Genomic DNA, 20,742 nt, shown 5'->3' on the forward strand with positions numbered 1-20,742 from the left:
CCACCATGCCCACCGTGCGTCACCTGCTTCCGATCCTGCGCCTGCTCGGCATGCTGATCCTGTACATGAGCGCCAGCATGCTGCTGCCGGTGCTGGTGGCGCTGGTCATGCACGACGGCATGGAGTGGGTCTATCTGGAAAGTGCCGCATTGACCGCCAGTATCGGCGCCCTGCTCTGGTTTGGTGCACGCAACGCCAGCAACGAACTGCAGCCGCGTGACGGCGTGCTGCTGGTGGTACTGACCTGGAGCCTCCTGCCGCTGGTTGCCACGATTCCGCTGCTGATCGGCATGCACGAGATCGGCCGGCCGATCAGCCTGACGCACGCCTACTACGAAGCCACATCGGGCCTGACCACCACCGGCGGCACGGTACTGACCGGGCTGGACAAGCTGCCGGTGTCGCTCAATTTCTGGCGCTGCTTCCTGCAATGGCAGGGCGGCATGGGGATTCTGGTGCTGGTGGTGGCGGTGCTGCCACTGCTGGGCATGGGCGGCAGCCAACTGTTCCGTGCCGAAATGGCCGGCCCGATGAAGGAAACCAAGCTGACGCCACGCATCGCCGATACCGCCGCCGGCCTGTGGATGATCTACGCCATCCTGTCGCTGCTGTGCTACATCGGCTACTGGATGGCCGGCATGCCGCCGATCGACGCCATCATGCACACGTTCACCACCGTCAGCCTGGGAGGCACCTCCAGCCACGATGCCAGCTTTGCCCACTACAACTCGGTAGCGGTGGAAGCGGTGGCGATGGTGATCATGTTGCTGGCGGCCTGCAACTTTGCGCTCTACTTCAGCGCGCTGCGCCGCAACGATGCCCGCATCCTGTGGCGCAACCCGGAGTTGCGCATGACGCTGATCTGCCTGGTGGGCGGCGGCCTGCTGGTGTCCCTGGTGATCTGGAGCACGCAGGACTACAGCCTGGGCAAGGCACTGCGACTGGGCATGTTCCACACCATCTCGATCGGCACCACCACCGGTTATTCGACCTGGAACTACGAGGCCTGGGTTCCGTTTACCTCGGTCTTCATGCTGTTGCTGTCCAGCTTTGCCACCAGTGCCGGTTCCACCGGCGGCGGCATCAAGACGCTGCGCTGCATGGTGCTGTTCCAGACCGCACGTCACGAACTCAACCGCATCGTGCACCCGCGTGCCGTCCAGACGCCGCGCATCGGCCAGACCCGCATTCCCGACACCATCATCCGGGCCGTGGTGGCCTACATGGTGCTGTATGTCAGCACGGTACTGATCATGACGCTGCTGATGCTGGCCAGCGGCCTGGATCTGGTGTCGGCCTTTGCCGCCACCCTGGCCAGTGTCAACTGTACCGGGCTGGGCCTGGGCCAGGTCGGCCCCACCTCCAACTATGCGGCGCTGAACGATTTCCAAGTCTGGCTGTGCAGCATCGGCATGATTCTGGGCCGCCTGGAGCTGCTGAGCTTCTTCGTGCTGCTGATGCCTTCGTACTGGCGGCGTTGAGGGTGTATCCTTTATGATGCCTGTTGACCGGGCATGCTGCTGCAGCGGTTGCAGCAATCCGCCCGCCTTTCCTCCTACAGGTCCTGCATGGTTCCCCATCTTGTCACCGCCCTGAGCGGTCCCATCAACGAGCTCGAGCAGCGCATCATCGACTCGATGCCTGCCACAGAACGCTGGTTCCGGCTGGAATGGATGGAGCACACGCCTCCGTTCTACACCTCGGTCGATATCCGCAATGCCGGCTTCAAGCTGGCACCGGTCGATACCAACCTGTTTCCCGGCAGCTGGAATCACCTGAGCGAAGACATGCTGCCGCTGGCGGTGCAGTCGGCCATGGCCGCGATCGAGAAAATCTGCCCGGAAGCACGCAATCTGCTGCTGGTGCCGGACAATCGCCTGCACAACAGCTTCTACCTGACCAATCTGGCGCAGCTGGCGCGCGTGTTCCGCATGGCCGGCCTGCATGTGCGCATCGGCTCCATCGATGCCGACCTGACCGAGCCGCTGACGCTGAAGCTGCCGATGGGCGACCAGCTGGTGATCGAGCCCGCCGTCCGCACGGATCGCCGCCTCGGCCTGAAGGATTTCGATCCCTGCACCATCCTGCTCAACAACGATCTGAGCCGGGGCACCCCCGGCATCCTGGAAGACCTGCACGAGCAGTACCTGCTGCCGCCGCTGCATGCCGGCTGGAGCATCCGGCGCAAGAGCCGCCACTTTGCCTGTTACGAGGAAGTGGTCAAGCGCTTCAGCAAGCTGCTCGGTATCGACCCCTGGCTGATCAACCCGCTGCACGCCACCTGTGACGATGTCGATTTCAGCGGTCAGGGCAACATGGACGCCCTGCGTGCCACCACCGACTCGGTGCTGGGCAAGGTACGCCGCAAGTACAAGGAATACGGCATCAACGAGCGCCCCTTCGTGGTGATCAAGTCCGACAACGGCACCGAAGGCATGGGCATCATGACGATCCGGGACAGCAAGGAGCTGGACGATCTGCCCGTGCGCGTACTGGAACGCATGCGCGCCGGCAAGAATGGCCAGCAGGTGCGCAGCGTGATCGTGCAGGAAGGGGTCCTGACCAACGAACGCATCAATGATGCGGTGGCCGAACCGGTGGTCTACACCATGGACCGCTATGTGGTGGGCGGCTTCTACCGCGTCCATGCCGATCTGGGCGAAGACGAGAACCTGAACGCGCCGGGCGCGCATTTCGTGCCGCTGGCCTTCCACAACAGCGCCCACCTGCCCGAGCCCGGTCGTCAACCCGGTGCCAGCGCCCCGAACCGCTTCTACATGTACGGCGTGATTGCGCGTCTGGGCATGCTGGCGGCCAGCTACGAGCTGGAAGCCACGGATCCGCTGGCCGAAGACCTGGTCTGAACGCTGCCGGACTGGCGCGTCTTCCTGCTGCAATGCACAATGAGGACAGCAACCGTCTGTCCCGGGAGTAGTCATGTCCGCCAGCCAGTCACACCACCACGCAGATCCCAGCCTGTCGGATGAAACACAGCTGCTGGCGCTGTGGCAGTGCGATCCCGCACGCGGGCTGGACAGCCGTCTGGCCGCCAGGCGGCTGCAGGAGCATGGCCCCAACCTGCTGAACAGCGCACCGCCGCTCCCCGGCTGGCGACGCTTTCTGCGCCAGTTCCAGGATCCGCTGATCTATCTGCTGCTGGCCGCCATAGGCATCACCATCGTGGTCTGGGCGCTGGAGGACTTTTCCGGCTGGCCGGTGGACGCCCTCGTGATCGCCACCGTCGTGCTGCTGAATGCGCTACTGGGCTTTCTGCAGGAAAACAAGGCCGAAAACGCGGCCGCAGCGCTGGCCCGCATGACCGAAGTCATGGCCACGGTACAGCGTGATGGCCGCCCGCAGCGCATTGCCAGCAGCGCCCTGGTGCCGGGCGACATCCTGCTGCTGGCCGAGGGCGATGCCATTGGTGCCGATGCGCGCCTGCTGCAGGCGCACGCGCTGCGGGTGCAGGAAGCCTCGCTCACCGGCGAAAGTGAAGCGGTGCTGAAGCAGGCCGTCACACTGACAGCGCCGGTGGCGCTGGGGGATCGCATCAACATGGTATTCAAGGGCACGGCAGTGGCAGGCGGCAGCGGCCTGGCCCTGGTCACGGCCACCGGCATGCAGACCGAAATGGGCCAAATCGCCGACATGCTGAGCAGCACACACGAAGAGGAAACCCCGCTGCAGAAAGAGGTAGCCCGGCTCGGCCGCATGCTTGGCATCATCGTCATCGCGGTGGCGCTGCTGGTGATTGTCACGCTGTTGCTGCTGGGAAATGTGCATACGCTGCAGGGGCTGATGACAGTGCTGCTGTTCGGCGTTTCGCTGGCGGTGGCGGCGGTGCCGGAAGGATTGCCGGCGGTGCTGTCGGTGGTACTGGCCGTGGGCGTGCAGCGCCTGTCTGCCGACAAGGCCATCGTGAAGAAACTGTCCTCGGTGGAGACACTCGGATCGGCCTCGGTGATCTGCAGCGACAAGACCGGTACGCTGACCCGATCCGAGATGACAATCGAGCGCATCGTCAGCGCCTCCGGCATCTGCACGGTCAGCGGTATCGGCTATGCCCCCGAGGGCGAGATCACGCATCAGGGCCAGGCTCTGGCAAGCCAGGCAGCCCTGTGCCACGAGCAACAATGGGTGCTGTGCGGCGGCAGCCTGGCCAGCAATGCGACGCTGGAACAGGATGCCGCAGGCCAGTGGCACATTCTGGGCGATCCGACCGAAGGCGCCTTTCTGGTCGCCGCCGGCAAGCTCGGTGCCGCCGGCATCGATCTGCAGCGTTTCGAGCGTCTGGCCGAGTTGCCCTTCGATTCCGATCGCAAGCTGATGTCGGTGGTGCTGCGCGAACCGGCCACGGGCCGCCTGCTGCTGCTCACCAAGGGCGCCCCCGACGTGCTGCTGCAGCGCTGCGTGCGCGTGCAGCACGGCAACGCACAAGTCGATCTCGACTGCCGCTGGCAGCAGCGCTTCCAGGCCGAAACCGATGCCCTGTCCGACGCCGCCCTGCGCACGCTGGCGGTGGCCTGGCGTGAGCTGACGCCGGAGCAGGCGCAGCAAGCCGATCTGTCGCTGGAACACGGGCTGACGTTCGCCGGCGTGGTCGGCATCATCGATCCGCCACGGCCGGAAGCGCGCCAGGCGATCCGCGAAGCACACCAGGCCGGCATCCGCGTCATCATGATCACAGGCGACCACCCGCGCACGGCGCTGCGCATTGCGGCCGATCTGGGCATCGTGCCGGACACTGCCCGCGTGCTCACCGGCCCCGAGCTGGATGCGCTGCTGACCGAAGGCGAAGCCGCCTTTGCCGCGGCCATCCGCGAAGTCTCCGTGTATGCGCGCGTGGCGCCGGCCCACAAGCTGCGCATTGTCGATGCGCTGCAGGACGCTGGCCATATCGTCGCCATGACCGGTGACGGCGTGAACGATGCGCCGGCGCTCAAGAGCGCCGATATCGGCATCGCCATGGGCATGACCGGCACTGAAGTCACCAAGGAGGCAGCGCGCATGATCCTGGCCGACGACAACTTTGCCACCATCGTCAAGGCGGTGCGCATCGGGCGCGGCATATTCGGCAATATCCGCGAATTCCTGCGCTACCTGCTCTCCTCCAACATGGGCGAGGTGCTGACGGTCTTCCTGGGGGTGGTAGGTGCTGGCGTGATCGGCCTGAACGCCGGCCCCGAAGCCGCCAGCGGCGCGCTGGTGCTGCCGCTGCTGGCAACACAGATCCTGTGGATCAACCTGATCACCGATTCCGCCCCGGCACTGGCACTGGGCATGGACGCCCTCGATGACGACGTGATGCAGCGCCCGCCACGCCCCGCCAGCGAACGGGTGGTGGATGGTCGCATGTGGCGGCAGGTTGCCGTCACCGGTCTGGTCATGGCCCTGTCCGTGCTGCTGACCATGGACCTGTTCCTGCCTGGCGGCCTGCTGCCCAACCTGTTCGGTAGCGCAACGCACGACCTGACCCTGGCGCGTACGGCCGGCTTTACCGTGCTGGTGATGGCGCAGCTGTTCAACTGCCTGAACGTGCGCTCCGAACATGTCAGCGCCTTCCATGGCCTGTGGCGCAATGGCTGGCTCTGGGCGGCGCTGGCACTGTCGCTGGTACTGCAGGTGGCCGTGGTAGAGTTGGCCTGGCTGAATGTGAGCTTTGGCACGACTCCAATGACGCTGGAGCAATGGCTGATTTGCATCGGCATGGGCAGTCTGGTGTTTTGGCACGGAGAAATCGGGAAATTCAGTGCGAGTATGTAACATAATTCACACTACTCCCGCACTTCCGGGGATAAGATGCTTTTTGTTATTTCCAGAAATTTTCCGATCCATCAGGCATGTCCGCATTACTGCTCCAATTGACCGATTTGCATATCCTGCCCGCAGGTGAACTGGCCTATGGCCAGATCGATACTGCCGGCCTGCTGCAGCAAACCCTGCGTGCCGTAGCCGCCCTGGAGCGCCGCCCCGATGCCGCCGTGCTGACCGGTGACCTGGTGGACAATGGCAGCGCCGCAGCCTATGCCCAGTTGCGCACACTGCTGGCCCCGCTGGACATGCCGCTGTACCTGCTGCCCGGCAACCATGATGACCGCCAGCAGCTGCACCAGGCCTTTCCGGAGGCAGCGCCGCTGAATGCCGATGGCTTCGTGCAGTACACCGCCGACATTGGCGGGCTGCGCCTGATCGTGCTGGACACCCTGGTCCCCGAGGCCAGCCACGGCGCCCTGTGTCCCCGCCGCCTGTCCTGGCTGTCCGACGCGCTGGAGGACTGCCGCGACCGTCCGGTCGTGATCGCCATGCACCATCCGCCATTCACCACCGGCATCGACCACATGGACAAGATCGGCCTGCTGGAAGGCGTGTCCGAACTGGACGCGTTGCTGCGCCGCCATCCGCAGGTGCAGCGCCTGCTGTGCGGCCACATGCACCGCCCGATCCAGTGCCTGTTTGGCGGCACGCTGGCCTGTACCCTGCCCTCCACCGCGCATCAGCTGGCGCTGGATCTGCCGGACGATGCGCCGGCGCAATGGACCATGGAGCCCCCCGGCTTCGGCCTGCACCTGCTGGACGACCAGGGCCTGATGGTCAGCCACCTGGGGACCAGCACCCCGTTTGCCGGCCCCTTTCCCTTCGGCACCGACAGCACGCAACTGCTGGCGCAGGCAACGGTTTGAAACACCTGCCGGCTTGAAGCTTTTTGCCGGTCTGCAACAATGGCATGGCATGCTCGGCCTGACGCAATCCGTACCGGGCTGGTGTGCCGATAGCCCCAGACTATGCATTGATTAGATTTATACAAAACACAAATCGATAGCAATCGGCTATCATTAAGTTGTGTTCGGTTGATGGTCAGTCGCTGCTGTCACAGGGCCTTCAAGGGCACCTGCTACAACACTTGCAGGGCCATTCCATCCCGACCGTTTTTTCACCCCAACTCACCAGGAGATATCCATGTCACTGATCAACACCGAAGTGCTGCCTTTCACCGCCGACGCATTCAAGAATGGCGAGTTCATCAAAGTGTCCGACGCCGACCTGAAAGGCAAGTGGTCTGTCGTGATGTTCTACCCCGCTGACTTCACCTTCGTGTGCCCGACCGAGCTGGAAGACCTGGCCGACCAATACGAAGAGTTCCAGAAGCTGGGCTGCGAAGTGTACAGCGTGTCCACCGACACCCACTTCAGCCACAAGGCCTGGCACGACACCTCCGACGCCATCGGCAAGATCAAGTACACCATGATCGGTGACCCGACCGGCCGCATCACCCGCAACTTCGGCGTGATGATCGAGGAAGCCGGCCTGGCCGATCGTGGCACCTTCGTGATCGATCCCGAAGGCAAGATCCAGATCGTCGAAGTCCACGCTGGCGGTATCGGCCGTGACGCGACCGAACTGCTGCGCAAGGTCAAGGCTGCCAAGTACGTGGCCGAGCACCCGGGCGAAGTCTGCCCTGCCAAGTGGCAGGAAGGCGCCGAGACGCTGAAGCCCTCCCTGGACCTGGTCGGCAAGATCTGAGTCCCACGCCTTGAACGGATGGCCGGCCGGCCATCCTGACAACGCCGCGCCAGACGGCGACGCAGCATTCGCCGCTGCGCCGTCTGGCCTTTTTTTACCCGAAAGAAACGTGAACGTGCTGCTTTGAATGATGTTTGCCACAAGCAGCCATGATTGAAAACAGCATTTTTGAGTGAACAGGAAAGGAGATTCCCATGCTTGACCAGCAACTCGCCGCCCAACTGAAAGCCTATCTGGAGCGTGTCACGCAGCCATTCGAGCTGGTGGCATCGCTGGACGAGGGCAAGTCCTCCACCGAACTGCGCAGCCTGCTGGAGCAGATTGCCGGCATGAGCGACAAGATCACGCTGCGCACCGACGGCAACGACGCACGCAAGCCCTCCTTCTCGCTGCAGCGCCAGGGCACGGACACCCAGCTGCGCTTTGCCGCGATTCCGCTGGGCCACGAGTTCACCTCGCTGGTACTGGCCCTGCTGTGGACCGGGGGCCATCCGCCGAAGGAAAGCGAAGAAACCCTGCAGGCGATCCGCGATCTGCCCGGCGAATACAACTTCGAGGTCTACATGAGCCTGTCGTGCCACAGCTGCCCGGATACGGTCCAGGCCCTGACGCTGATGGCAATCCAGAACCCGAACATCAAGGTCACCATCATCGACGGTGCGCTCTACCAGAAGGAAGTGGAAGAGCGCCAGATCATGGGCGTGCCCACGGTGCACCTGAATGGCGAGATGTTTGCCAACGGCCGCATGACGGTGGAAGAACTGCTGGCCAAGCTGGATACCGGTGCCGCCGCCCGCGATGCCGCCAAGCTGAACCAGAAGGCCCCGTTTGACGTGCTGGTGGTGGGTTCCGGCCCGGCTGGTGCCGCCGCTGCCATCTACGCGGCTCGCAAGGGCATTCGCACCGGCATTCTGGCCGAACGCTTTGGCGGCCAGATGATGGACACGCTGTCGATCGAGAACTTCATCTCGGTGCAGGAAACCGAAGGCCCGAAACTGAGCGCCGCGCTGGAAGCCCATGTGCGCCAGTACGATGTGGATGTGATGGCCCTGCAGCGCGCTGCCGCCATCAAGCCGGCCGAACAGGCAGGTGGCCTGATCGAGGTGACGCTGGAAAACGGTGCCGTGCTGAAATCGCGCGCCGTGATCCTGGCCACCGGTGCCCGCTGGCGCGAAATGAACATCCCCGGTGAATCCGAGTACAAGACCAAGGGCGTGGCTTTCTGCCCGCACTGCGATGGCCCGCTGTTCAAGGGCAAGAAGGTGGCCGTGGTGGGCGGTGGCAACTCCGGCGTGGAAGCCGCGATTGACCTGGCCGGCATTGTCGAGCACGTGACCCTGTTCGAGTTCATGCCCGAGATGAAGGCCGATGCCGTGCTGCAGGACAAGCTGCGCAGCCTGAAGAACGTGGACATCCTGACCAACGCGCAGACCACCGAAGTCATCGGTGACGGCACCAAGGTGGCCGGCCTGCGCTACAAGGATCGCGCCTCCAACGAGGAGCACCAGCTGGATCCGGCCGGTATCTTCGTGCAGATCGGCCTGCTGCCCAACACCGACTTCGTCAAGGGCACGGTGGAGCTGAGCAAGTTTGGCGAGATCGTGGTCGATGCCCGTGGTGCCACCAATGTGCCGGGCGTGTTTGCTGCCGGCGACTGCACCACGGTGCCGTACAAGCAGATCATCATCTCCATGGGAGAAGGTGCCAAGGCCTCGCTGTCGGCATTTGACTACCTGATCCGCAACAGCACGCCAGCGTAAGCGCGGTCTGCTCTCCAGGCAAAAGGCCTGCCGGTATCATCCGGCAGGCCTTTTGTTTGTTTTGGCCAGGCCACAGCAGGAGTGACAGGCCGATTCGCCTCAGTGCGGAGAGCGCCCCATGCCGCGCGGCCCCATGCGTTCCCCGCCGATGCCGCCTGATGGACGCATCATGCGCTGCCCACCCTCAGGACGATGGGCACGCGACCAGTCCCCACGGCCAGCCCCTGGTGCACGGGCACCGGGACCACGTTCGGGGCGCATGCCTGCAGGCCGTCCGGCACCGGAGCGATCCGGGCGCACCCCATCAGGACGCATGCCGGGCCGGCTGCCGGGTGCCATGCCCTCGGGACGCATGCCGGGCCGGCGATCGGGGCGGACTCCAGGCCGGTTCATCCCCTCGGCGGGGCGTGTGACCCCGTCACGACCGGGACGCGGGCCGGGGCGCACCTGGCCGTCCGGCCGCTCCGGGCGCACAGCCGGGCGATCGGGGCGAATGCCGGGCCGATCGGGCCGCTGCCAGCGCGGATCACGCTCCAGCCGGTGTCGCTGCGGGTAGGCCGCACGCCGCTGGTGCCAGTAGCCGTTCTGCCACAGATAGCCACGCGGCGTATGACGCCAGTAACCGGGTGACCAGCCGTAGTAGCCCAGCGGCGGACGCACCCAGGCTCCCGGGCGCCAGTAATAGCTGCTGCCACCCCACAGCCAGATGCCCGGCTGCCATATCACGTTGACCGAAGGCCGCACGGTGATGGTTTCCTGCAGCGGGGCCGGCGGGGCCTGCGTGACATAGCCCTGCTGGTCTTCGGTCACCTCCAGAATCTGGCCGTCAGCGCTGGTCAGCACGCGCGGGCTGGCGGTGTAGACAGTACACCCCGCCAGCGACAGGCCACCAGCGGTGAGCAGGGCCAGCATCAGGCGCTGACGCCAGCGCGACAGGCTGTCGCGGGCAGGGATATCAACGGGGGGCATCGACATGGCAGTTCTCCTGAAGCCACTGGCCTGCACGCTCCGGTGCGGCAGGCCTTCCGGTTTGGACTGCCGAACCGGCGCTGGCGTTCAGCTGCAGGCGTAACAAAACATGTCCGACGCTCAATGCCCGTTGAAATCGACCAGGGTAAACAGCTCCAGGCCTGCCTCACGCAAGCGGCGGCTGCCTCCCAGCTCCGGCAGATCCACGATGGCGGCCCCCTCGATGATCTCGGCCCCCAGGCGCTTGAGCAGGTTCTTGCCGGCCAGCATGGTGCCGCCCGTGGCAATCAGGTCATCCACCAGCAGCACTTTCTGGCCGGGCTGCACGGCATCGGTGTGCAGTTCGACCGTGGCGCTGCCGTATTCCAGCTCGTAGGTTTCTTCCAGCGTCTCGTAGGGCAGCTTGCCCTGCTTGCGGATCGGGATGAAGCCGACATTGAGCTCGTAGGCCACCACCGAACCGATGATGAAACCCCGCGCATCCAGCCCCGCCACCACATCCGGACGCAGTGCCGGGTCCATGTAGCGGTGCACAAAGGCGTCGATCAGGATGCGGAATACGCGCGGATCCTGCAGCAAGGGCGTGATGTCGCGGAACTGCACCCCCGGTGCCGGCCAGTTGGGCACGGTGCGGATATGGCTGCGGAGATAGTCCCTGACGTTGTACTGGGTAGAGGTCATGGTGAAAGCTTCCGGAAAATCTGGATGTTCTGCCCCACAGTGTAGCCGTGGCACATGTCTGCAGGCTGCATGGTAAGCTGGCTGTTTTCGATTGTCGGAGAATGTGCCATGGCCGTGTTGTTGCAAGTCGATTTCCCGTTTGAAGGCCCCTGGGGCGATGCCATGAGCGCATCGATGCGCGAACTGGCCGCTTCCATCGCGCAGGAACCGGGCCTGCTCTGGAAAATCTGGACCGAAAACGCCGAAACCGGGCGTACCGGTGGCATCTACCTGTTCACCGACCACGCCCATGCACGGAGCTACCTGGAGATGCACACCCGCCGCCTCGAATCCTTTGGCGTGCGCGGCGTCCAGGGCCAGCTGTTCGATGTCAATGCCGAGCTGTCCGCGATTGACCGCGCGCCGCTGCCAGCAGGCTGAGCGGCGGCGAGGCCATGCGGGCGTCCCTGATCGGCGCCTGGCTCTCGGATGCCGATTTCCTGATTCTGGACGAACCCAGCAACCATCTGGATCGCCCCCGCCGACAAGCGCTGATCGATCAATTGCTGCACTGGCCGCGTGGACTGCTGGTAGTCAGCCACGACTGGCAACTGCTCCAAGGCATGGAACGCATCGTGGAACTGTCGTCCCTGGGCCTGCACAGCTACGGCGGCAACTACGCGTTCTATGCCGAAGCCAGGGCGCTGGAACGACAACATGCACTGCAGCAACTGGAACAGCGCAAGCTGGAAAGGCAACGCCAGGACCAGGCCATGCGTGCGCAACGCGAACGCCAGTCCCGCAGGCAGGCCCGCGGCGACCGACACGGAAAAGAGGCCAACCAGGCCAAAATTCTGCTGGACCGCCAGAAGGAGCGCAGTGAAGCATCGGCAGGCAAGTTGCGCCAGCAGCAGCTGGCCACCCGGCAGCTGCTGGACCAGCAAGTCCGGGAAGCCGCGCAGCAAGTACACCATGATGCGCTCATCAGCTTGCACGCCTTGCCTGTCGAGCGCGTCGCTCAGCGGAGGGTGGTGGAGCTGGACGCAGTGGAGCTGCCCTTCGTGCCGGATGCCACGCGCCACATCGATTTGGTCTTGAACGGGCAACAGCGTGTTGGCATCGTCGGCCCCAACGGCTGTGGCAAATCCACGCTGCTCAAGGTGATCGCGGGGCAGCTCGCCCCACTCGCCGGTACTTGCAAGGTCGTGGCGGCCACGGTCTGGCTGGATCAGGGGCTCGCCCATCTGAACCCGGAGCACACCGTGCTGGAACACATGCAGGCGGCCAATCGCCAGGCGACCGACAGTGATTTGCGCATGCGATTGGCACAACTCGATCTGGACACGCAGAAGATCATGGTCCCCAGCGGATTGCTGAGCGGTGGCGAGCGCCTGAAGGCCGCGCTGGCCTGCGCACTCTATGCCGACGAAACACCGCAACTCCTGTTACTGGACGAACCCGGCAACCATCTGGACTTGCCTTCCGTGCAGGCGCTGGAAGCCATGTTGGGCAGCTATCGGGGGGCCATGATCGTGGTATCGCATGACGATGTATTCATGGACAAGCTGGGGCTGACAGATCGCTTGCAGGCCACAGCACAAGGCTGGATTCTGGATGCCTGGTAATGTGGTATTGCGTTGTTCCAGTCTTCTGCCTCCACGGGCCCAGGGTGCGGAGCACTGGGCCCACGGCCTCATCGCAGAGGAGGTGCGTCGCCTTGCCCCATCTCTGGCTCGCCAGCACGCTAGCGCGTCAGCAGCTCCTCCACTTCGGCCAGCTCCACCTGACGACCGCTGAGCACCAGCGTATCCTCGGGCTGGATCAGCATCTCCGGGCGCGGGGCCAACGAGACGCCGTTGGCCCGCCGCAGACTCAGCAGCAGCACCTGGTGCTTGTCCAGCATGGGCATCAGCTCGTTCACGGTCAGGCCGATGCAGGCCGCGGTATCGGACAGCTGCACCACGCTGAGCTTCTCGTAGCTGCTGTCGCCCTCCTCGCCCTGCAACAGCTCCTCGCCACCACGGAAGTAGCCGCGCAGCATGCGGTAGCGCTGCCCGCGCTGGGACTGCACCATGCGCAGCACCCGGCGCAGCGGCACCCCCATCAGCGCCAGGGCGTGGCTGGCCAGTATCATGCTGCCTTCCAGCGCCTCGGGTACCACCTCGCTGGCCCCGTGTGCCTGCAGGGTTTCCAGATGGCGATCATCTTCGGTGCGCACGATCACCGGCAACTTGGGCGCATGGCTGCGCAACTGGTCCAGCACCCGCAGCGCCATCGGCAAGTCCAGAAAGGTGATCACCACGGCACGGGCACGTCCCAGGCCGGCAGCCATCAACGCCGGCATGCGGGAGGCATCGCCGTAGACCACCGGTGCGCCGGCCGCACTGGCCTGGCGCACATGCTCCGGGTCCAGATCCAGCGCGATATGGGGAATCGATTCGGTATCCAGCATGCGTGCCAGGCTCTGCCCGACGCGACCATAGCCGCAGATGATCACATGGCCCTTGCGGTCCATGCTGACGCGTGCAATCTGCGTCATCTGCAGCGATTCGTTCAGCCACTCGTTGCGCGCCAGCCGCAGCACGATGGCCCGGCTGTGCAGGATGATGAAGGGTGCGGCAATCATCGACAGCACCATGCTGGCGAGTACCGCGTTGAACAAGGGGGCCGGCACCAGCTTGTTGTGCAGCGACAGGTTGAGCAGCACAAAGCCGAACTCGCCGGCCTGCGCCAGATACAGACCGGTGCGCAGCGCCACCCCGTCCGAAGCACCCAGAATGCGGGCACACAGCCAGATCAGCGCCAGCTTGAACAGCAGCGGCACCGTCAGCAGGCCCAGCACCCAGCCCCAGTGGCGCACCACCTCGTGCCAGTCCAGCATCATGCCGATGGTGATGAAGAACAGGCCCAGCAGCAGGTCGTGGAAGGGCCGGATATCCGCCTCCACCTGGTACTTGTAAGGCGTTTCTGCAATCAGCATGCCGGCGATGAAAGCCCCCAGCGCCAGACTCAGGCCGGCCAGCTGGGTCAGCCAGGCCAGACCCAGCGTGACCAGCAGCACGTTGAGCATGAACAGCTCGTTGCTGCGGTAGCTGGCGACCGTGTACAGCCAGCGTTTCATCACGTGGCGGCCCACGGTCAGCAGCACGGTCACCGCCACCGCCGCCTTGAGCAGGGCCAGCAGCAGCTCCACCACCATGTCGTCATCGTTGGCCCCGAGCGCCGGCACCAGAATCAGCAGCGGCACCACGGCCAGATCCTGGAACAGCAGCACCCCCATGACGCGCTTGCCGTGCTCGGTATCCAGCTCCAGCCGCTCGGCCATCAGCTTCACCACGATCGCCGTGCTGCTCATGGCCAGCACGCCGGACAGGGCCAGCGTGCCCTGCCAGGACAAATGCCACAAATCAGGCCAGAACCAGCGCAAACCCAGCAGCACCAGGGTACTGAGCACCATGGTCAGCCCCACCTGCAGCGCGCCCAGCCCGAACACATGGCGCCGCATGGTGCGCAGCTTGGGCAGGCTGAACTCCAGCCCGATGACGAACATCAGGAACACCACGCCAAACTCAGCCAGGTGCTGGATGCGGCTGCTGTTCTCGACCATGGCCAGCATGTTCGGCCCGATCACCACCCCCACCACCAGGTAGCCCAGCATGGGCGGCAGGCGGAACGCGCGAAAAATCACCACCCCGAGCACGGCAGCCAGCAGGTAGATGAGGGTGAGCTCGAGCGAGGTCATGATCGGGGTGGGCGGAGTGCTCGGGTAATATGCGGTACTGGCCCGTTTGCAGCAAGAGAAAGGGTTCTGCATGTTACTGCAAATGTCTGCCACCTCCCCTGCTGTCTTGTCGCACAGGCAGCATCAGAAGCCAGGATCCGCCCGGATGGACAAGCTCAAGCATATCGAAACCTTTGTCGCCGTCGCCCAGCGAGGCAGCCTGACGGCCGCCGCCCAGGCTGAAGGCGTGGCCGCTTCCATGATCGGTCGCCGCATGGACGCGCTGGAAGCGCACCTGGGCGTCAAGCTGCTGGTGCGCACCACGCGCCGCATCAGCCTCACGCCCGAAGGCAGCGCCTTTCTGGAAGAAAGCCAGCGCATCCTGGCCGATATCGCCAACATGGAAGCCGCCGTCAGCGCCGGCAGCGTGCGCGCCAGCGGCCAGCTGCGCATCACGGCACCGGCCGGCTTTGGCCGCCGCCATGTGGCGCCGCTGGTGCTGCGCTTCCACAACCTGCACCCTGAAGTCCGCATCTCGCTCAATCTGAGTGATCGCGTGGTGGACCTGGCGGCCGAAGGCTATGACTGCGCCGTGCGCGTGGGCGATCTGCCCGACTCCTCGCTGGTGATCACGCGGCTGGCCGACAACCGCCGCCTGTGTGTGGCCACGCCTGGCTACCTGCAGCGTCACGGTACGCCACAGCACCCGCGCGACCTGCTGGATACGGCACGCTACCAGTGTCTGACGCTGAGCAGCGAGGCCTCCCAGACGCGCGGCTGGGCCTTTCAGGAGAACGGGGAAGCCTTCCATATCAAGCCCAGCGGACCGCTGGACTGCAGCGATGGCCAGGTGCTGCATACCTGGTGCCTGCAAGGCCACGGCATTGCCTGGCGCAGCACCTGGGAGGTCGCCAGCGATATCGCGACGGGCCGGCTGCAATCGCTGCTGGACAACTACACGGCACCGCCCAACGGCATCTACGCCGTGTTCGCGCAACGCAAGCTGCTGCCGCTGCGGCTGCGCCTGTGGATCGATTTTCTCAAGGCCACCTACAGCGACCCGGGCTACTGGGAAGGCCGCTCAGGCAGCACGCCGTAACAAGGCATCCACCGCCATGCACAGCAGCGAATAGAGGATCGCCCCGAGGACGGCGGTCCAGAAGCCGGCGACATGAAAACCGGACAGCATGCTGCCCGCTGCCCAGAACAGCAGCGCATTGATGACGATCAGGAACAACCCCAGCGTGATGATGGTCAGCGGCAGGGTCAGCAGCTTGAGGATGGAGCCCAGCACCAGATCCAGCAGCGCAATCACCACGGCGGCCAGCACGGCAGAGCCGTAGCTGGCAATGGTGATGCCGCTCACCAGATGCGAGACCAGCATGAGGGCCGCCGCGTAGAGCAGCCATTTGGCAATGAACAGGATCATGGCTGCAGCCTAGCACGAAAGCGTGTGTGCGTCATGTCCCCGGCGCTCAGCTTTTGGCCAGTTCCTCGTCGCGCAGGGCGCGGCGCAGAATCTTGCCGATGGGCGTCTTCGGCAGCGTATCGCGGAACTCGATCTGGCGCGGCTGCTTGTAGCGCGTCAGGTTCTCGCGGCAGTGCGCCTTGATCTCCTTCTCGGTCAGCGTCTTGCCGGGGCGCAGCACCACGAACAGCTTGACGGCTTCGCCCGAGCTCTCGTCCGGCACCCCGATCACGGCGCACTCCTGCACCGCCGGCAGCGAGGCCACCACATCCTCTACCTCGTTCGGGTAGACGTTGAAGCCGCTGACCAGGATCATGTCCTTCTTGCGGTCCACGATGGTGAAGTAGCCGCGCTCATCCACCACGCCGATGTCGCCGGTCAGCAGATAGCCATCGGGCGTGAAGGAGCGTGCCGTATCCTCCGGGCGCTGCCAGTAGCCGGCCATCACCTGCGGACCCTTGATGGCGATCTCGCCACGCTCCCCCATGGCCTCGATGTCGTGACCATCCTCATCGACCAGCTTCATCCAGGTATTCGGCACCGGCACACCGATGGAACCGGTGAATTCGGTATTGGTCACCGGGTTGCAGCTGGCGACCGGGCTGGTTTCGGACAGGCCATAGCCTTCGCAGATCGGGCAGTTGGTCTTGGCGTACCAGTCCTTGGCCACGGCACTCTGCACCGCCATGCCGCCGCCGACTGTCACGCGCAAGTGCGACCAGTCCACCTTGTTGAAGTCGGCATGGTGCGCCAGGCCATTGAACAGCGTGTTCACGCCCGGGAAGCTGTGGAAGATATGTTTCTGCAGCTCCTTGAGCACGGCATCCAGGTCACGCGGGTTGGGCAGCAGGATATTCTTGCCCCCTATCTCGGTGCACAGCATCATGTTCACGGTAAAGGCGAAGATGTGGTACAGCGGCAGCGCACAGACAAAACCGATCTGGTGGTTCAGCTGGCGACGCGTCAAGCCCGGCTGGTACCAGGCCTCGCACTGCAACACGTTGGACAGGATGTTGCGATGCAGCAGCATGGCTCCCTTGGCCACACCGGTGGTGCCGCCGGTGTACTGCAGCGCCGCCAGGTCATCCGGCCCCGGCGTCACCTCGCGCAGTGCAGACGGAGCGTGGCGCGCCACGGCCTCGTTGAAGCGCACGGTCGCGGGCAGCTGGTAGGCCGGCACCATCTTCTTGACCTTGCGCACCACGAAGTTGATCAAGGCTCCCTTGAGACCGCCCATGCGGTCCCCCATGGAGGCCAGCACGATGTGACGCACATCGGTCTGCGCCAGACACTGCTCCAGCGTGTGGGCAAAGTTCTCGATGATGAAGATCGCCTTGGCACCGGAGTCCTTGAGCTGGTGCTCCAGTTCGCGTGCCGTGTAAAGCGGGTTGACGTTGACCAGCACCAGCCCGGCACGCAGGATGGCGGCCACGGCAATCGGATACTGCAGGATGTTGGGCATCATCACCGCCACGCGATCGCCCGGCTGCATGCCCGGCAGCTGCTGCAGATAGGCGGCCAGCGAACGGCTGGCGCGATCCAGCTCGGCATACGTCATGTCGCGGCCCATCATGGTATAGGCCGGCTTGTCGGCGTGACGCACAAAACTCTCGTTCAGCAGCTGTACCAGCGAACTGTAGCGGTTCAGGTCCACATCGGCGGGAACGCCTTCCGGATACTGCTGGAGCCAGGGTCTGCTGTCGGTGAATGCACTCATGTTTCTTGTCCCTTGTGTTCTATGTGCCGTGTGCTGTCCATCCGGTCATGGCGCCATCTTTAGCACGATCGTTCGATTTCGGTTTATATCCCGATTCTGGCCGAGTTGAAAGCCGTGCGGCAGCATTTGCCTGCAATTGCAGGGTATATCCTGATACACCGCTCGCCGCTGCCGGAATGTCATCAGGACATCAGGGCAGAGCCTGGTTTGCTACCATGGAGATTGTCATCCTACTACCGGCTCCCAGCCACAGCGTCATGACCCTCACCGAACTCAAGTACATCGTCGCCGTTGCCCGCGAAAAACACTTCGGCAGGGCGGCCGAGGCCTGCTTCGTCACGCAGCCCACCCTGTCGGTGGCCGTCAAGAAGCTGGAAGAGGAGCTGGACGTCAAGCTGTTCGAACGCAGCGCCAGCGAGATCTCGCTGACACCGCTGGGCGAAGATGTGGTGCGCCAGGCGCAAGTCGTGCTGGAGCATGCCAACCAGATCCGCGATATTGCCAAGCGCGGCAAGGATCCGCTGTCCGGCCCGCTGCGCCTGGGCATCATCTACACCATCGGCCCCTATCTGCTGCCCGATCTGGTACGCCAGAACATGGCACAGACACCGCAGATGCCGCTGATCCTGCAGGAAAACTTCACCGCCAAGCTGCTCGAAATGCTGCGCTCGGGCGATATCGACTGTGCCATCCTGGCCGAACCGTTCCAGGACACCGGCCTGGCCACGGCCCCGCTCTACAACGAGCCGTTCTGGGCTGCCGTGCCCAGCACGCACCCGCTGGCCGAAGCGGAAACCGTCGATCCCGAAATGCTGCGCACCGAGAACATGCTGCTGCTCGGCTCCGGTCACTGCTTCCGCGACCACGTCCTGGAGGTCTGCCCGGAATTTGCGCGCTATTCCAGCCATTCCGATGGCATCCGCAAGAGCTTCGAGGGCTCGTCGCTGGAGACCATCAAGCACATGGTGGCCGCCGGCATGGGCGTGACGCTGGTGCCGGCGCTGAGTGTCCCGCCCGAGCAGCTGGAAGCACACGCGGCCGGCCAGTCCCAGCCCAAACCGCGCAAGCTGAGCAGGGCGGCACAGGCACATACCGATGCCGGCTTCATCCGCTACGTCCCCTTCCGCGGCGACATCCCGAGCCGCCGTGTGGTGCTGGCCTGGCGCCGCAGCTTTACCCGCTACGAGGCGATTGCCGCCCTGCGCAATACCGTCTATGCCTGTCGTCTGGCCGGGGTTGAGCGCCTGACCTGACACCCCGTGGTCATGCCGGCGTCATACAATCGGCAGCCATGCAAGAAAAAATCCGACTCTATCTGGACCTGATCCGCTGGAATCGTCCGGCCGGCTGGCTGCTGCTGCTGTGGCCGACACTGGCCGCCCTGTGGCTGGCGGCACGCGGTTTTCCGGGCTGGCATCTGCTGCTCGTGTTCACCGCCGGCACCATCCTGATGCGCAGCGCCGGCTGCTGCATCAACGATGTCGCCGACCGCGATTTCGACCGCCACGTCAAGCGCACCGTCAACCGCCCCATCACCAGTGGCCGCATCAGCGTCAAGGAGGCACTGCTGGTTGGCCTGGTATTGACGCTGATCGCCTTCCTGCTGGTCCTCACCACCAACACGCTGACCATCCTCTGGTCGATCCCGGCGGTGATCGTCACCATCATCTACCCGTTCACCAAGCGCTTTTTCTCGATGCCGCAGGCGGTGCTCGGTGTGGCCTACAGCATGGGCCTGCCGATGGCCTTTGCCGCCGTGCTCAACAGCACGCCGCCGGTGGTCTGGTGGCTGCTGGTGGCCAACCTGTGCTGGGTGCTGGCCTACGACACCGAATACGCCATGGTGGACCGCGACGACGACCTGAAGATCGGCATGAAGACTTCGGCCATCACGCTGGGCCGCTGGGACGTGCCGGTGATCATGCTGTGGTATGCCGCGCATACGGCCATCTGGTGGACCGTGCTATGGCAACATGCCGGCCTGGGCAGCGCCGATGCGCCCGGCTGGAAGCTGGCAGTCTGGGGCATCACGCTGCTGGTCGCCGTGGCCCAGGTACTGTGGCACTATGCGCTGATCCGCACGCGCGAGCGCGAGCGCTGCTTCCGCGCCTTCACGCAAAACCACTGGATCGGCTTTGTCGTGTTCGTCGCCGCCGCAGCGCTGATCCACTGAATTCCGCTTAGGCAGCGCCGCGGCGCTGCACGAAGAACAGGCTCACGCCCAGCAGCATGAACACCGCGCCAAAGCTGCGGTTCTGCCAGCGCACCGCACGCGGTGTCACCAGCAGACGGCGCAGCGCCTTGCCGCTGAAGGCATAGCCGTGCATCACCACGATATCGGTCAGTACCATGGTGGCCGCCATGATCAGCAACTGGATCGCCACTGGCCGGCCCGGCTGCAGGAACTGCGGCAGCACGGCCACCATGAAAACGATGCCCTTGGGGTTGGTCAGATTGGTCAGCATGCCGGCCATGAAGCGCTGGCCCCAGCCGCCACGCGCCTCTTTCAGCGCATCCTCCACGGCATGGCCTTCCAGCATGCCATGCCGGCTGCGCCACTGTTTCACGCCGAGGTAGATCAGGTAGAGCGCACCCAGCACCTTGAGCAGCAGAAAGGCGGTTTCGGAGGCCACCAGCAGCGAACCCACGCCCAGGCCCGCCACCAGCAGCACCCCCAGCAGGCCCGCCTGCAGGCCCCAGATGGTGGCACTGGTCGCGCGTACCCCATAGACGCTGCCATGGCTGATCGACAGGATCGCGCCCGAACCCGGCGACAACGAAATCAGCAGTGATGCCATGGCAAAGGCGATCCAGGTCTGGCTATCCATCAGGGACTCCGGCAATCGGCAACAGGGAATGCAAATGGCAAGGGGAACTGCAGACAGCTCCCCTTGCCTGGATGAGCGCGCCACCGGTATCGGCCGGC

The 20,742-nt window shown here is 64.5% G+C and carries 16 protein-coding genes and 1 pseudogene; 11 read left to right on the forward strand and 6 right to left on the reverse strand.

Features of this window, described 5'->3' with window-relative positions:
- The first annotated feature begins 14 nt into the window (after positions 1-14).
- The 6 genes from C513_RS0103575 (at position 15) to ahpF (ending at position 9,281) form a co-directional block, all read left to right on the forward strand.
- On the forward strand, positions 15-1,481 hold the full coding sequence (locus C513_RS0103575; protein ID WP_026320506.1) for a TrkH family potassium uptake protein: 1,467 nt from the start codon (positions 15-17) through the stop codon (positions 1,479-1,481).
- 87 nt (positions 1,482-1,568) lie between these two features.
- Entirely contained in the window at positions 1,569-2,864 is a 1,296-nt protein-coding gene (gshA, locus tag C513_RS0103580; protein ID WP_018714662.1) for a glutamate--cysteine ligase, read from the forward strand.
- A gap of 73 nt (positions 2,865-2,937) precedes the next feature.
- Positions 2,938-5,763: a cation-translocating P-type ATPase gene (locus C513_RS0103585; protein ID WP_018714663.1), complete on the forward strand. Its 2,826-nt coding sequence runs from the start codon at positions 2,938-2,940 to the stop codon at positions 5,761-5,763.
- 77 nt (positions 5,764-5,840) lie between these two features.
- Complete coding sequence (locus C513_RS0103590) at positions 5,841-6,680, forward strand: phosphodiesterase (RefSeq protein WP_026320507.1); 840 nt, start codon at positions 5,841-5,843, stop codon at positions 6,678-6,680.
- A gap of 277 nt (positions 6,681-6,957) precedes the next feature.
- Positions 6,958-7,521: an alkyl hydroperoxide reductase subunit C gene (ahpC, locus tag C513_RS0103595; protein WP_018714665.1), complete on the forward strand. Its 564-nt coding sequence runs from the start codon at positions 6,958-6,960 to the stop codon at positions 7,519-7,521.
- Positions 7,522-7,715: 194 nt separating this feature from the next.
- Complete coding sequence (ahpF, locus tag C513_RS0103600; RefSeq protein ID WP_018714666.1) at positions 7,716-9,281, forward strand: alkyl hydroperoxide reductase subunit F; 1,566 nt, start codon at positions 7,716-7,718, stop codon at positions 9,279-9,281.
- A 99-nt stretch (positions 9,282-9,380) separates the two neighbouring features.
- On the opposite strand, the gene C513_RS13605 is transcribed toward ahpF, so the two are convergent.
- Positions 9,381-10,256, reverse strand: a complete 876-nt coding sequence (locus tag C513_RS13605) for a chromosomal replication initiator protein DnaA (RefSeq protein ID WP_018714667.1) — start codon at positions 10,254-10,256, stop codon at positions 9,381-9,383.
- Positions 10,257-10,370: 114 nt separating this feature from the next.
- The gene (locus tag C513_RS0103610; RefSeq protein WP_018714668.1) at positions 10,371-10,931 is read right to left on the reverse strand and encodes an adenine phosphoribosyltransferase; all 561 of its coding nucleotides are present in this window, start codon (positions 10,929-10,931) and stop codon (positions 10,371-10,373) included.
- Positions 10,932-11,039: 108 nt separating this feature from the next.
- Between C513_RS0103610 and C513_RS0103615 the strand changes: the two genes are divergently transcribed.
- Complete coding sequence (locus C513_RS0103615; RefSeq protein WP_026320508.1) at positions 11,040-11,351, forward strand: monooxygenase; 312 nt, start codon at positions 11,040-11,042, stop codon at positions 11,349-11,351.
- Positions 11,339-12,535: pseudogene (locus tag C513_RS12625) on the forward strand (ATP-binding cassette domain-containing protein); the annotation flags it as partial. The gene C513_RS0103615 and the pseudogene C513_RS12625, both read left to right, overlap by 13 nt.
- Positions 12,536-12,654: 119 nt before the next feature.
- Here C513_RS12625 and C513_RS0103625 read toward each other — a convergent pair.
- Positions 12,655-14,652: a monovalent cation:proton antiporter family protein gene (locus tag C513_RS0103625; RefSeq protein ID WP_018714671.1), complete on the reverse strand. Its 1,998-nt coding sequence runs from the start codon at positions 14,650-14,652 to the stop codon at positions 12,655-12,657.
- Positions 14,653-14,797: 145 nt separating this feature from the next.
- Here C513_RS0103625 and C513_RS0103630 point away from each other — a divergent pair, with 145 nt between their 5' ends.
- On the forward strand, positions 14,798-15,730 hold the full coding sequence (locus C513_RS0103630) for a LysR family transcriptional regulator (protein ID WP_018714672.1): 933 nt from the start codon (positions 14,798-14,800) through the stop codon (positions 15,728-15,730).
- On the opposite strand, the gene C513_RS0103635 is transcribed toward C513_RS0103630, so the two are convergent.
- Together C513_RS0103635 and C513_RS0103640 are read right to left on the reverse strand one after the other, a co-directional pair.
- Positions 15,713-16,060: a phage holin family protein gene (locus C513_RS0103635; RefSeq protein ID WP_018714673.1), complete on the reverse strand. Its 348-nt coding sequence runs from the start codon at positions 16,058-16,060 to the stop codon at positions 15,713-15,715. The two genes, C513_RS0103630 and C513_RS0103635, sit on opposite strands and share 18 nt — an antisense overlap.
- A gap of 46 nt (positions 16,061-16,106) precedes the next feature.
- Complete coding sequence (locus tag C513_RS0103640) at positions 16,107-17,816, reverse strand: long-chain-fatty-acid--CoA ligase (protein WP_018714674.1); 1,710 nt, start codon at positions 17,814-17,816, stop codon at positions 16,107-16,109.
- Positions 17,817-18,073: 257 nt separating this feature from the next.
- On the opposite strand from C513_RS0103640, the gene C513_RS0103645 reads away from it, so the two are divergent.
- Together C513_RS0103645 and ubiA are read left to right on the forward strand one after the other, a co-directional pair.
- The gene (locus tag C513_RS0103645) at positions 18,074-19,069 is read left to right on the forward strand and encodes a hydrogen peroxide-inducible genes activator (RefSeq protein WP_018714675.1); all 996 of its coding nucleotides are present in this window, start codon (positions 18,074-18,076) and stop codon (positions 19,067-19,069) included.
- A 38-nt stretch (positions 19,070-19,107) separates the two neighbouring features.
- Positions 19,108-19,989 carry a 4-hydroxybenzoate octaprenyltransferase gene (gene ubiA, locus C513_RS0103650; protein ID WP_018714676.1) on the forward strand — a complete coding sequence of 294 codons (882 nt, stop codon included), beginning with the start codon at positions 19,108-19,110 and terminating at the stop codon, positions 19,987-19,989.
- A 7-nt stretch (positions 19,990-19,996) separates the two neighbouring features.
- Here ubiA and C513_RS0103655 read toward each other — a convergent pair whose 3' ends face one another.
- Positions 19,997-20,644: a LysE family translocator gene (locus tag C513_RS0103655; protein WP_018714677.1), complete on the reverse strand. Its 648-nt coding sequence runs from the start codon at positions 20,642-20,644 to the stop codon at positions 19,997-19,999.
- Positions 20,645-20,742: the final 98 nt, after the last annotated feature.

This window comes from Allobrachymonas chironomi DSM 19884 (assembly GCF_000374625.1).
In the GTDB taxonomy this organism is placed as follows: domain Bacteria; phylum Pseudomonadota; class Gammaproteobacteria; order Burkholderiales; family Burkholderiaceae_C; genus Brachymonas; species Brachymonas chironomi.